Origin of the sequence: Salininema proteolyticum, from assembly GCF_042685645.1 — a bacterium.
In the GTDB taxonomy this organism is placed as follows: Bacteria; Actinomycetota; Actinomycetes; order Mycobacteriales; family Micromonosporaceae; genus Salininema; species Salininema proteolyticum.
On record NZ_JBHUNX010000001.1, the window covers coordinates 5,016,134 to 5,029,671 of the forward strand.

Genomic DNA, 13,538 nt, shown 5'->3' on the forward strand with positions numbered 1-13,538 from the left:
AAGCGGGTTCCGAAGGCCCCGGCCAGGTCCAGTCCCGGCCCTTCGGATCTCCAAGGCGCAGTCTTTGTCCCGGAGCCGCAACGGCTCCTGCTCCGTAGGGAGTGATGGGGCGCGTATTTAGTGTGTGTTGCGCGCCCCATCTTCACGGACGATCCAACGGCCGGCCACCCGGAATCGCCGCCCGCGTCCCTTCGGGCGAAGCACTCGCGCCGCTTTTTCCTCTGCGGCCTCTTCTCCTGTGCCTCATCAAAATCAACGGAACCGATAACGAGACGGTAACAGCAGGGTATCCGTTGTGCCTCGGATGGTTCACCCCCGGGCCCCGGCGTGAGAATCCATAGATTGGTATTGATCCCGAGACCGGAGGAGCGGTTCATGGGAACCCGATCGAAGACCCTGGCCCTCGTCACCGCGGCGAGCCTGACCGCGCTCGCCGCCTGCGGCGACGGCGCCGGCGGAACGCGCAACCTCGGATTCGAGGAGTGCGAGGACGCCCCGATGACCTGCAACAGCGGAGACCCGGTGGAAGGAGGCTCCGTCGCCTGGGGCATGGACGCCACCTGGGGAGGCTGGAACCTCTACAGCGCCGACGACGGCGTCGCCGCCCTCTACTGGGCCCTGCGCCCCATGGCGGCCGGCATCGGACTGGGCAACTGGAACCAGAACGAGGAGTTCGTCTACGACGACGCCATCCTCGCCGGAGAACCCCGACTCGCATCCGAGGACCCCCTGACCGTCGAGTACCCGCTCAACCCGGAGGCCAACTGGGGCGACGGGCAGCCGATCACCCTCGACGACTGGATCTACCACTGGTACGCCACGAGCGCCGACGCCGAGAGATGCGACGGCTGCCCCATCGGCGACACCTGGGGGACCAACGTGGCCGCGGTCGAAGAACCCGAGGACGACCTCATCCAAGTCACCTACGAAGACGGCTACACCACGCCCGAATGGCCCTACGAGAACGCCTTCTTCGGCACCGCCCCCACACACGTCCTCGACGACGCCGGCCTCGGCGACTGGAAGACCGACCCCGAGACCATGGCCGAGACCTTCGACTACTTCTCCACCACCGTCCCCGAATGGTCCACCGGGCCGTTCACCATCGCCTCCGCCGAGGTCTCCGACTACGTGACCTACGAACGCAACCCCGACTGGGCCGGCGGCGAAGGCCCCTACCTCGACGAACTGACCATCCGCGCCTACGACGAGTTCGACACGCTCCTCACCGAACTCAAACAGGGCACCCTGCAAGGCGCCACCCCCATGAACGTCAGCCCCGAGGGAATCCGGAACCTCGAGTCCGACGCCCCCGGAATGGGCGTCAAATACCACGTCAGCTCCGGATCGGCCTGGGGCCACATCGACTTCAACATGCAGGGCCAGTACACCTCCGACCAGGCCTTCCGGCAGGCCGTCTTCTACGCCCTCGACCGGGAGGAACTCAACGGCCGCGTCTCCGGGCTCGTCCTCGACGACGTGCCGCCCAAAGGAAACCACGCCTTCCGCAACGACAGCGACTACTACGTCGACCACATCGGCGCCGCCGGACAAGGCGAAGGCGACGTCGACCGCGCCAAGCGAACGCTCGAAGACGCCGGCTACACCCTCGAAGGCGACGTCCTCCACACCCCCGACGGCGAACCCGTGACGCTGACCTTCCGCTTCTCCAACACCTCCGAGTCCTCCACCTACGCCGAGATCGCCCAATCCCAACTCAAGGACCTGGGAATCGAAGTCGAGACGGCCGTCATCCCGAACAACGAGTTCGGCGACGTCCTGGCCGAGCGCCAGTTCGACATGATCCACTACGGATTCGGCACCACCCCGCTGTTCACCGAAACCCCGTACGACCTCTGGCACTCCACCGGAGGATCCAACTACGGCGGCCTCGACGACCCCGACGTGGACGCCGCCGTGGAGAAGATCCGCCGCACCACGGACCTCGACCAGGCCGCCGAATACGCCAACGACGCCGTGCGCCTCGTCGTCGACCAGGCCTACCAACTCCCCGTCGGCGAGAGGGCCGGCGTCGTCATCGCCGACGAAGGCCTCGTCAACGTCCGCGAGAACTGGGCCGACACCTACCGGGTCCTCTACAACGTCCACGAGTGGGGCTGGAGCGAACTCCCCGAGAACTGAAGCCCCGCCACGATACGGCGCGGGCACGACCCGCGACGGGAGGGCGGCGCCGCCCGCCCTCCCCGCCCCCGGAAGGAGACGCCTTGGGCATCTACATCCTCCGCCGCGTCCTCATCATGGTGCCCATCCTCCTGGGCGCCTCCGTCCTCTGCTTCCTCCTCATCGACCTCTCCGGCGACCCCGTCCAGAACCAGGTCGTCGCCTACGAACAACAACACGGCGAAGCGATCTCCCTCTCCGCCCGCCAAGCGATCGAAGAACGTCTCTACCACGACCGCAACCTCCCCGAACGCTACTGGCTGTGGCTCACCGGACTCGGCGAGACCAACGGCGACATCGGCCTGCTCCAAGGCAAGTTCGGGCCCTCGACCGAAGGGCCCGCCAACAACATCGGCTCCGAACTGAAGGAACGCTTCGGGACCACCTTCCGGCTCGTCGCGTTCGCGACCCTGGCCTCGATCGCCCTAGCCGTCATCACCGGCGTCGTCTCGGCCGTCCGCCAGTACTCGAAACTCGACCACGTCCTCACCTTCGTCGGATTCCTCGCGCTCGCCCTGCCCACCTTCTGGTTCGCCAAACTCATGAAGGAGGCCGGCGTCCAGCTCAACGACCTGTTCCGAACGGACCTCTTCAAAACCTGGGGCGACGAGACCCCCGGATTCGAGGGATCGGCCTGGGCGACGTTCGCCGACGCCCTCCCCTACCTCATCATCCCGACCTTCGTCCTCATGCTCACCGGCTACGCCTCCCTGTCCCGCTACCAGCGCTCGGCCATGCTCGAAGTCCTCAACTCCGAGTACATCCGCCTGGCCCGCGCCAAAGGCGTCCCCGACCGCACCGTCATGCGACGCCACGCCCTGCGCACCGCCCTGATACCCGTGGCCACGTTCGGGCCCCTCGGCCTCTCCTTCGCCCTCGGCGGCTCCATCGTCATCGAGAAGATCTTCGGCTGGCAGGGAATCGGGGCATGGGCCTTCACCGCCATCACCGACATCGACACCTTCGCCGCCATGGCCTACCTCATGCTCTCCGGAACGCTCGTCATGCTCAGCGTCATCCTCTCCGACGTCCTCTACGGCGTCATCGACCCTAGGATCCGCCTTGAATGAACCGACCGCGACGGACGGACGCACCTACTGGCAGACGGTGCTCCGCCGCTTCCTCCGCCACCGCCCCGCGGTAGTCGGGCTCGCCGTACTGCTGCTCATCGCCGCCTTCGCCTACCTCGGCCCGCACCTGTGGAAATGGGACCACCGCTACAGCCCCGACATACCGTCCTGGGCGCCCCCGACCGGCGACCACCCCTTCGGCACCAGCCAGAAGGGCCACGACATGCTCGGCGCCACCATGCGCGCCACCCAGATATCCCTCAACGTCGCCTTCACCGTCGCCGTCGGATCCACCGTCCTGGGGGCGCTCGCCGGCGCCGCCGCAGGCTACTTCCGAGGCTGGGTCGACGCGGTCGTCATGCGTGCCGTCGACGTCCTCTTCATCCTCCCGTTCATAGCCGTGGTCGCCGTCGTCAGCGGCAACCTCCGCACGGGATCCTCGTGGTGGGCCATCGCGCTGGTCCTCCTGGCGTTCTCCTGGATGTTCACCGCCCGCGCCGTCAGAGCGGAAACGCTCTCCCTGCGCGAGAAGGACTTCGTCGAATCGGCCCGCGCCACCGGCTGCGGAGACTGGCGCATCATCCGAACCCACATCCTCCCCAACACGGCCGGGACCGTCATCGTCTCCGTGACACTTCAGATCGCCTTCGCCATCCTCGCCGAGACCACCCTCTCCTTCCTCGGCATCGGTATCCAGCCGCCCGACACGTCCTTGGGGCGCCTGATCGAGGACGCCGGGGAGTCGGCCTTCAACGAACACTGGTACCTCTTCTACATTCCCGGGCTGATCATCATCGCCATCGCCTTGACGGTCAACTTCATCGGCGATGGAATCCGCGACGCCATGGACCCCCATCAGACACTGGTGCGCCGTTGAGCCGGAAAAGTACGCTCCGCGTGAGCGGACGCGGCGCCTCAGCCCGAAGACGGGCGAGCCCGTGCCGATTCCGCCCCAACACCGGGCGACCGGTACTCGTCCCGCGACGCCGGCGTCCCTCGGTGAAGACCGACGGGTCGGCGCATCCGAACGTCCAGAACCAACGGCAACAGTGCGGTATTACTTCTATGCCGGGCTCTTCACGCACCATGCGCCTCGCCCTTCGCTCCCCGACCTCCAGCGCCGGAAGAAGAGGACGACTGGCATCCGTCAGAATCCTCCAATGAGAGAAGAGACCATTCCATTCCGCGGGAAAAGCGGCTAAGATCCCGCCATGGGCGATCGACGGAGCTTCCCGCCGCCACGCGAGCTGAGCGAATCCCAGCGGCTCGCAGTGGAATTCGTGCGCCGCCGCGCCTTCGGTCCGGCCCTCGACCGCGCCCACCGGATCACCGTCAACTTCCACCCCGACCGAGCCGCCGGCGGCCGACCGATCCTTGACTCCTTCAAGGACCAAGGCGTCTATCTCTCCCAATTCGCCACCGGCACCGGCAATGGCGGTATGACCGCCTTCCCCGGCGGCGACCGGTGGACGTGGGAAGGCCGCATATTCGGCGGTGCCTACGATACTTCCGCACCGCATGAACGACCCGTGTACGGAGCCCTCAACCACAGGGCCCTTCCGTTCGGCGCCTCGCCCCGTTTCGGGTCCTCCCACCTCCGACTCAAGCCGACGGTTCTGCCCCACTCCACGTTCTGCTTCCCCGACAGCGCCGGCGCCCCGCGCCATTTCGGGGTCGCCGAGGCCAACGGACTGCCGGCCATGAGCGACGCTTCGCGCCGCGACCACCTCGACAACTATGTCGAGGCTCAGGTGCACGGCGGCATACGCTTCGACCGCGACGTGGAGACCGTCGTTCTCGATCCGAGCTTCCGGGGCACAGCGGTAGAGGACGGCGCTCGAAAGCTCTCGCTCCCCGTCGAGTTTCATCCTGGATTCACACTCGATGCCGAAGACGTTCCCCTCTGCGCCGGATACAGAGGGGAGGAGATCGCCAACGTGGCCGCCGCGCTTCTGAACGACGGGGCCCTCACCGCTCGAGAGATCGGGACCGCTGCCCGGGAAGGAACGTACGACCACTCTCGGCTGAAGAAGGTCTGGCATTGCGTCGCGCGTTTCGGGTACCCCTGGCACGAAATGAACAGCGGTTGACCAAGGGCGACAGCGGTCTTACCCGCGATAACCACATAGGACGAAGCTCCCGACCTGCTAAATCCCTTGACAGCAGGCCGCAATGGAGTGCTGGGTCACTAGGGTCGACCCCCTCGTTCAGGCCCCCGGGATCAGTGCCGTAGATTAGTTCTTGTCGCCGGGACAACCGGACAGACAGGCCGAAAGGTGATCGCCTCCAAGGAGGCGGGAAACATCGAGTAGGACTGAAAGCGGTTGCGACGGACAGACATCGACAATCATCTCGGTTATGTGAGTCACGCCGATCCGGTTAAGGATCGGGAAAATGGCTCTGATACACTGAATGAGTTGCTCCGATCGGGGAAAGTCAAGCGAAGCTTACTGGATCTGGTTGTGGCGTGTTGTTTGAGAACTGAACAGGGTGTTTGGATGGTCAGCGTGCGGGCCATTGGATTTGCTGGGGGCTTTCGGGTTTCTGGTGGGTTCATGGTTTGTATTTGACTGTTGATTTCTTTATTTACAAGAATCGGTCAGGTATCGCTTCGACACACTGGTTATTTTGCGTTGCTTTGCGATTGCGAATTTATTAGTTTTTTGTTGGAGAGTTTGATCCTGGCTCAGGACGAACGCTGGCGGCGTGCTTCACACATGCAAGTCGAACGGAAAGGCCCCTTCGGGGGTACTCGAGTGGCGAACGGGTGAGTAACACGTGAGTAACCTGCCCTAGGCTCTGGGATAACCATTGGAAACGGTGGCTAATACCGGATATGACATCGGATCGCATGGTCTGGTGTGGAAAGTTTTTTCGGCCTGGGAGGGGCTTGCGGCCTATCAGTTTGTTGGTGGGGTAGTGGCCTACCAAGACGGCGACGGGTAGCCGGCCTGAGAGGGCGGCCGGTCACATTGGGACTGAGATACGGCCCAGACTCCTACGGGAGGCAGCAGTGGGGAATATTGCACAATGGGCGGAAGCCTGATGCAGCGACGCCGCGTGGAGGATGACGGTTTTCGGATTGTAAACTCCTTTTATTCATGACGAAGGCATGGTTTTTGCTGTGTTGACGGTAGTGTTTGAATAAGCGCCGGCTAACTACGTGCCAGCAGCCGCGGTAAGACGTAGGGCGCGAGCGTTGTCCGGATTTATTGGGCGTAAAGGGCTCGTAGGCGGCTTGTCGCGTCTGCCGTGAAAGGCCTCGGCTTAACTGGGGTTTTGCGGTGGATACGGGCAGGCTTGAGGCAAGTAGGGGAGATTGGAATTCTACGTGTAGCGGTGGAATGCGCAGATATGTGGAGGAACACCGGTGGCGAAGGCGGATCTCTGGGCTTGTACTGACGCTGAGGAGCGAAAGCATGGGGAGCGAACAGGATTAGATACCCTGGTAGTCCATGCTGTAAACGGTGGGCGCTAGGTGTGGGGTGGTTTTTCTGCTCTGTGCCGTAGCTAACGCATTAAGCGCCCCGCCTGGGGAGTACGGTCGCAAGGCTAAAACTCAAAGGAATTGACGGGGGCCCGCACAAGCGGCGGAGCATGCGGATTAATTCGATGCAACGCGAAGAACCTTACCTGGGTTTGACATCACCCGGACGCTGCTAGAGATAGTGGTTTCTTCGGACTGGGTGACAGGTGGTGCATGGCTGTCGTCAGCTCGTGTCGTGAGATGTTGGGTTAAGTCCCGCAACGAGCGCAACCCTTATCCTGTATTGCCAGCACGTAATGGTGGGGACTTGCGGGAGACTGCCGGTGTTAAACCGGAGGAGGGTGGGGATGAGGTCAAGTCATCATGCCCCTTATGTCCAGGGCTTCACGCATGCTACATTGGCCGGTACAGCGGGCAGCGATACCGTGAGGTGGAGCGAATCTCTGTAAAGCCGGTCTTGGTTCGGATTCGAGTCTGCAACTCGACTCGATGAAGGTGGAGTCGCTAGTAATCGCAGATCAGCAACGCTGCGGTGAATGCGTTCCCGGGCCTTGTACACACCGCCCGTCACGTCATGAAAGTTGGCAACACCCGAAGCCTGCGGCCTAACCCCTTGTGGGGAGGAGCGGTCGAAGGTGGGGCTGGCGATTAGGACGAAGTCGTAACAAGGTAGCCGTACCGGAAGGTGCGGCTGGATCACCTCCTTTCTAAGGAGTCTATGGAGGCTACGGTGAAGTTTTAGTAACTGTTGGTTTCCGACCATCCCGATCGTTGAAGAGGTGACATTCGGTTGTCTCTGTGAGTGTTCGGGGTGTGTAAGACTGAATGTTTTTTTGGTGTGTCAGAGCAAGACGTACGTTGATTATCCTTCAGCATCAGTGAGAGAGTACTTTGTGTTTTCTTCTGGTGCTGGCACCCTGTTTAGGTTCTGAGGCAATACGTCTCGGAGCCTGGTCTGTTTCTGAAGCTACTGTTGTGTGGTGGAGGGTTCGGGCTGGTGTGTTGTTTGAGATTTGTATAGTGTGCGTGAGTGTCTTTATGTTTTCTATCTGATTGACACCTGTGTGTGTTGGTTAAGTTAATGAGGGCGCATGGTGGATGCCTTGGTGCCAAATGACCGATGAAGGACGTGTGAGGCTGCGATATTCCTGGGGGAGTTGTCAACAGGGCGTTGATCCCAGGGTTTCCGAATGGGGTAACCTAGCCGGCTTGGTGGTCGGTTGCTCTCGCTTGAATGTATAGGGCGAGTAGTGGTGTGGTGGGGAAGTGAAACATCTTAGTACCTGCTGTGGAGAAAACAATAGTGATTCCGTGAGTAGTGGCGAGCGAAAGCGGAGGAGGCTAAACCGTGTTCGTGTCAAGGCGGCAGCTGTTGCGGATGCGGGGTTGTGAGGTTGGATCGTTGTTTCCTGCCGGGAACAGGTTCTCTGTGGATGTTTTAGTCGAATGGTGTGGGAAAGCCGACCGTAGTGGGTGATAGTCCCGTAGGCGAAGGAATGTTCATGGGTTCGGGTCTGATGCTCGAGTAGTGCGGGGTTCGTGGAGCCTTGTGTGAATCTGCCAGGACCGTCTGGTAAGCCTAAAGAGGTTTGGTGACCGATAGTGGATGAGTACCGTGAGGGAATGGTGAAAAGTACCCCGGGAGGGGAGTGAAATAGTGCTTGAAACCGTGTGCCTGTAATCCGTCAGAGCCTGGCGATGAGTTTTTGCTTGTCGGGTGGGTGATGGCGTGCCTTTTGAAGAATGAGCCTGCGAGTTAGGGTATGCAGCGAAGTTAACCTGTTGTGGGGTAGCTGGAGCGAAAGCGAGTCTGAATAGGGCGTTGAGTTGTGTGTTCTAGACCCGAAGCGGGGTGATCTACCCATGTCCAGGGTGAAGCGCGTGTAAGAGCGTGTGGAGGCCCGAACCCACCTAAGTTGCAAATTGGGGGGATGAGGTGTGGGTAGGGGTGAAAGGCCAATCAAACTCCGTGATAGCTGGTTCTCCCCGAAATGTATTTAGGTACAGCGTCAATGTTTATGTGTAGTGGTGGTAGGGCTCTGATTCGGGAATGGGCCGTGTTGGTTACTGACTCGAGTTAAACTTCGAATGCCATTATTCATGGTTGGCAGTGAGACTGTCGGTGAGAAGATCGATTGTCGAGAGGGAAACAGCCCTGATTACCGGCTAAGGCCCCTAAGGGTGTGCTGAGTGGAAAAGGATGTTTGATCGCGTTGACAGCCAGGAGGTTGGCTTAGAAGCAGCCATCCTTGAAAGAGTGCGTAATAGCTCACTGGTCGAGTGGTTGAGCGCCGATAATGTAGCGGGGCTGAAGTGCACCGCCGAAGCCGTAGCAAAGTCTGATTCACTTGTGAGTCGGGCGTTGGGTAGGGGAGCGTCGTACATGCGGGGAAGCGGAAGCGTGAGCTAGCCCGTTAGGGTGTGTCCGTGGAGTGTGTGCGAGTGAGAATGCAGGCATGAGTAGCGTGAGGCCAGTGAGAATCTGGTCCGCCGATTGACTAAGGGTTCCAGAGGACGGTTGTTCCGCTCTGGGTTAGTCTGGGCCTAAGGCGAGGCCGAGAGGCGTAGTTGATGGATAACCGGTTGATATTCCGGTACCCGAATCATACGTGTTGTGCGAAGGCAGTTATGCTAACTGGCTGGTGACTGGGATCGAACGGCTTCGGTTGTTTGTTTTCGTGATCTGGTTGGGGTCCTTTCTGTTGTTAGTGTAGTGATGGGGTGACGCATGGGGATAGCGGTACCGTCTGGTGGTTTAGGCGGGGTAAGGTGGTAGCCCGTGTTCTAGGTAAATCCGGAGCACATTGAGGGTGAGCGCTGATGCATAGTTCTTTTGAGTGAATTCCGTGATTCCGTGGTGTCGAGAAAAGCCTCTAGCGAGTGTGGTTCGGCCAGTACCCTAAACCGACACTGGTGGTCAGGTAGAGTATACTGAGGCGTTCGAGTTATGTATGGTTAAGGAATTCGGCAAATTGCCTCCGTAACTTCGGGAGAAGGAGGGCCCTTGCTGGTGTAGTCAAGCGACTGTGAGCTGGTGGGGGTTGCAGAGGCCAGGGGGGAACGACTGTTTACTAAAAACATAGGTCCATGCTAAGCCGTGAGGTGATGTATATGGACTGACGCCTGCCCGGTGCTGGAACGTTAAGAGGATCCATTAAGGCTTTGGCCTGTCGTGGTGAATTGAAGCGCCAGTAAACGGCGGTGGTAACTATAACCATCCTAAGGTAGCGAAATTCCTTGTCGGGTAAGTTCCGACCTGCACGAATGGCGTAACGATTCCCCTGCTGTCTCAACCATATGCTCGGCGAAATTGCAGTACGAGTAAAGATGCTCGTTTCGCGCGGCAGGACGGAAAGACCCCGGGACCTTTACTATAGCTTGGTATTGGCATGTTGTTTGGTTTGTGTAGGATAGGCAGGAGACTGGGAAGCTGGCACGCTAGTGTTGGTGGAGTCGTTGGTGAAATACTGCTCTGGCTAAATGGTGTGTCTAACCTTCGGCCCTGATCGGGTTGGGGGACAGTGCCTGGTGGGTAGTTTAACTGGGGCGGTTGCCTCCTAAATGGTAACGGAGGCGTTCAATGGTGCCCTCGGGCTGGTTGGAAACCAGTTGGTGAGTGTAAGCGTATAAGGGTGCTTGACTGTGAGACTGACGGGTCGAGCAGGAACGAAAGTTGGGGCTAGTGATCCGGCATCAACGTACGGGTGTGGTGTCGCTCAACGGATAAAAGGTACCCCGGGGATAACAGGCTGATCTTCCCCAAGAGTCCATATCGACGGGATGGTTTGGCACCTCGATGTCGGCTCGTCGCATCCTGGGGCTGGAGTTGGTCCCAAGGGTTGGGCTGTTCGCCCATTAAAGCGGCACGCGAGCTGGGTTTAGAACGTCGTGAGACAGTTCGGTCCCTATCCGCCGCGCGCGTTGGAGATTTGATGGAGGGCTGTCCCTAGTACGAGAGGACCGGGATGGACGAACCGCTGGTGTGCCAGTTGTCCCGCCAGGGGCATGGCTGGTTGGCTACGTTCGGGAGCGATAACCGCTGAAAGCATCTAAGTGGGAAGCGTGCTTCGAGATGAGGTCTCCGTCAGTATTATTGCTGGTGAGGTTCCCTAGAGATGATGGGGTTGATAGGCTGGGCATGGAAGCGCCGTGAGGTGTGGAGTGGACTGGTACTAATTACCGAGGGCTTAACCAATATTCAACCTGTTGGGGTTGCATATGGGTGTTGAAACGGTAGAGAGCTAAACGAGATATTCACGCACGCTATATGATTCTGAGGCAGCACACCTCGGATCCCGAGGATATGTTTGTGTCTCGTGGGTTTGTTTGGTGGTGTTAGCGGGAGGGGTACACTCAGTTCCATTCCGAACCTGGTTGTTAAGGCTCCCTGCGCCGATGGTACTGCACTCGAGAGGGTGTGGGAGATTAGGTCGCCGCCAAACATTAAACATTGATTGAGGGTTGTTTCTTTCCTTGGTAGAGGGGGAGGAGCAACCCTCTTTTTCGTGTACCCGAAGAACGGCGTTGCCTGATCATGACATGGGCCTCCAGTTCGTCCTCCTGTGTAGCACAGTAAAAGAGAACGATCGGGAGGCCCGTTCTTGTCCAGGCCATCGCAGCATCGTGACCGTCGGTCAAGGACAGTTGCGTTGTTTCCCGATGGATTGCTTCACGAGGCCGGATCGAGAACCTGATCCCCAAGGGCAGGTGTTTCAAAGAGCCTCGTACACTCGCCATTGCCCGTCACCGAGTTCACGATACTGCGGCAGGGTGGCTGACGCCCGTCCTCGTTCGGTTCTTAATTCCTCGTCGCACCATTGAACGGTCGGGAGGCCGGCTTCGTTGTCGGACGTGGCCTACGAACGGGTGGCTGGCACGAAGGTGTAGTTGGAGACCCGACGAGAGGCGATCGGTGCTCCCTTCATCGCCTGCGGGGAGAGTATTCGGGCCCTCTTCAAGCGGGTCCGGATGTATTGGGCGTCGAGAAAGCGGGGGCGCGGCGCTGGAACGGTTTTCGGCGCGGTCCGATATTTCGGGTGTCCGTGTATGGCGTTTCAGGTCTAGAGTGAGGGCATGTACGACGTCGCGTCCCCGGCCTTCGGGATCTTCCTTATTCTGGTCGGCTGCAGCCATTTTCTGTTCCGGGGCTACTTCAGGGGCCTGGTTCCGTCATGGATGCCGGCGAAAACAGTCCTAGTGATCGCGAGTGGAGCGACCGAGATCGGGCTGGGCGCCATGATGTTCTTTCCGGACCTTCGGTTCGCGGCGTCTCTGGCCGCGGTTCTCCTCATCTCCGGTTACATGGTCTCCCACCTCGACGCGGCACGTCAGATGAGCACTGACGGTGACCTACTCTTGCGGCCGCCGGTCGTGGCGGCTCGGATCGTCGTCAATCTCGGATACATCGCCTGGGCGGGGCTTATAGCCTGGTTCAGCCTGTAGTCGTAATCGCTTCTCCCCTCAGCGGGGGAGAAGGTTCCCCGGTGACGGGGATTCCCAGCGCTCTCGTTCGCCGGACGATGGTGCCATGACTACTCGAACTGATACAGAAGCGGGCGCCGGCGGCATCGGTGGCCCCGGCACTTCCCGCCCTCGTGGCGGGTTCGGAACCGTCGCGAGGATCAGCCTGGTCCTGTGGGGGCTCTTCGCGTTGGCCTATTCCGGATGGTGGTTCGTCCGGGCGGCCGCTGGCGACGGCCCGCCTTCCAGCCACCCTTCCGGGCCGACGATTCGCGGAATCTTCAGACCGGACTGGTTGCCGGAGCTCGCTCTGCCGATCGGGCTCGCCATCGTCGCGCTGTCGATGATCGCCATCGGATCGGCGGGAAATCGGGCACTCCGACTCCGCACGTTCTGGTGGGTCGCGGCGGTTCCCGCGTTGATTCTCGGGTTCTTGATCCCCGGGCCATCGGTGTTGACCTTCGCGGGGTACCTGGCGGCCTACCTGCTGCCGTTCATCATCGTGGGCCTGGTGTTCTCAATGCGGTCGTGGAAGGCCCGAGTGTCAGTGGCCGTGGGGGCCTCGGTTCTCGCTGTGATCCTCTTTCTCCGCGGTTCGCTGGGAGGTGGGGACATCGCGGACATGGCCCTCGGAACGGTGGACGCGATCGCCGCGATGGGTCTGTGGCCCTTGGTGGAGCTCTTCTGCTCCGTCGGGGGGATCTTGTGGATCGCGATCATGTGGAAACTGTTCTCTGCTGAAATAAGCGTTTCGAAGTCCCGTGGGGCCGACGCGGTTCGGCGAATGCTGTCTCCGGAGTCCGCGGCCAAGTGGGGCAAGGTTACGGCCTATGTGGCGGCCGCGGGGCCCATGCCGTATGTGTTGGCCCGGATGACGTGGCTGACGCCGTGGCCCTATCCGAAACCGGACGAGGCCGTGCAGTTGAATCCCGCCGTGATCTCATTCGGGCTGATGCTCGGCTTCGCCGCCGTCGGCGGGGCGACATTGACGATCGGGTTGGTCAGGCGGTGGGGCGAGGTGTGGCCGTCGTGGATGCCGGTACTGGCAGGACGTCCGGTGAACCCCAAGGCCGCATTGATTCCCGGGTTCGCGGTAGCGTACTTGATTTCGGCGGGTGCCCCAGCCGCGATAGGCCGCGCGATCAGCACGGGCGACCTCAGCCTGGTGCTGTGGATACCCCTGCCGATCTGGGGCCCGGCTCTGGGGCTGGCGGTATTCGCCTACGGGCTGCGCCGGAAGGCGATCTCTGTGGTAGCTCCCCGCTGAACCTCGGGAAGGCGGTCCGCCGGCCGGCGGACCGCCTCCCGTCGTTTCGTGCCCCGTATTCAGGGCGAACACC

Annotated in this window: 6 protein-coding genes and 3 rRNA genes; all 9 read left to right on the forward strand. The window is 60.8% G+C overall.

Annotated features, from left to right (window positions below; all coding sequences use genetic code 11):
• Nucleotides 1–375 precede the first annotated feature (375 nt).
• The 9 genes from ACFTE1_RS23425 to ACFTE1_RS23465 all read left to right on the forward strand — a co-directional run bounded on the left by ACFTE1_RS23425 (nt 376) and on the right by ACFTE1_RS23465 (nt 13,465).
• The gene (locus tag ACFTE1_RS23425; RefSeq protein WP_380623358.1) at nt 376–2,142 is read left to right on the forward strand and encodes an ABC transporter substrate-binding protein; all 1,767 of its coding nucleotides are present in this window, start codon (nt 376–378) and stop codon (nt 2,140–2,142) included.
• 83 nt (nt 2,143–2,225) lie between these two features.
• Nucleotides 2,226–3,251 carry an ABC transporter permease gene (locus ACFTE1_RS23430; RefSeq protein WP_380623360.1) on the forward strand — a complete coding sequence of 342 codons (1,026 nt, stop codon included), beginning with the start codon at nt 2,226–2,228 and terminating at the stop codon, nt 3,249–3,251.
• Nucleotides 3,244–4,128 carry an ABC transporter permease gene (locus ACFTE1_RS23435; RefSeq protein ID WP_380623362.1) on the forward strand — a complete coding sequence of 295 codons (885 nt, stop codon included), beginning with the start codon at nt 3,244–3,246 and terminating at the stop codon, nt 4,126–4,128. Before ACFTE1_RS23430 ends, ACFTE1_RS23435 begins: the two co-directional genes overlap by 8 nt.
• A 334-nt stretch (nt 4,129–4,462) precedes the next feature.
• Nucleotides 4,463–5,341 (forward strand): DUF3626 domain-containing protein, encoded by an 879-nt coding sequence (locus ACFTE1_RS23440; protein WP_380623364.1) that lies wholly within the window; start codon nt 4,463–4,465, stop codon nt 5,339–5,341.
• A 573-nt stretch (nt 5,342–5,914) separates the two neighbouring features.
• Nucleotides 5,915–7,445, forward strand: a 16S ribosomal RNA gene (locus ACFTE1_RS23445).
• 364 nt (nt 7,446–7,809) lie between these two features.
• Nucleotides 7,810–10,933 (forward strand): 23S ribosomal RNA (locus tag ACFTE1_RS23450).
• Between the two features lie 130 nt (nt 10,934–11,063).
• A 5S ribosomal RNA gene (gene rrf / locus ACFTE1_RS23455) occupies nt 11,064–11,180 on the forward strand.
• The 16S, 23S and 5S rRNA genes sit together here, the layout of an rRNA operon.
• A 631-nt stretch (nt 11,181–11,811) precedes the next feature.
• Nucleotides 11,812–12,180: a hypothetical protein gene (locus ACFTE1_RS23460; protein ID WP_380625905.1), complete on the forward strand. Its 369-nt coding sequence runs from the start codon at nt 11,812–11,814 to the stop codon at nt 12,178–12,180.
• Nucleotides 12,181–12,265: 85 nt separating this feature from the next.
• Complete coding sequence (locus ACFTE1_RS23465) at nt 12,266–13,465, forward strand: hypothetical protein (protein ID WP_380625903.1); 1,200 nt, start codon at nt 12,266–12,268, stop codon at nt 13,463–13,465.
• Nucleotides 13,466–13,538: the final 73 nt, after the last annotated feature.

Bases quoted from the DNA above. Each gene is read 5' to 3' on its own strand.
- ACFTE1_RS23465 (WP_380625903.1), top strand. From the start codon at position 12,266: ATGACTACTCGAACTGATACAGAAGCGGGCGCCGGCGGCATCGGTGGC.
- ACFTE1_RS23425 (WP_380623358.1), top strand. From the start codon at position 376: ATGGGAACCCGATCGAAGACCCTGGCCCTCGTCACCGCGGCGAGCCTG.
- ACFTE1_RS23440 (WP_380623364.1), top strand. From the start codon at position 4,463: ATGGGCGATCGACGGAGCTTCCCGCCGCCACGCGAGCTGAGCGAATCC.
- ACFTE1_RS23460 (WP_380625905.1), top strand. From the start codon at position 11,812: ATGTACGACGTCGCGTCCCCGGCCTTCGGGATCTTCCTTATTCTGGTC.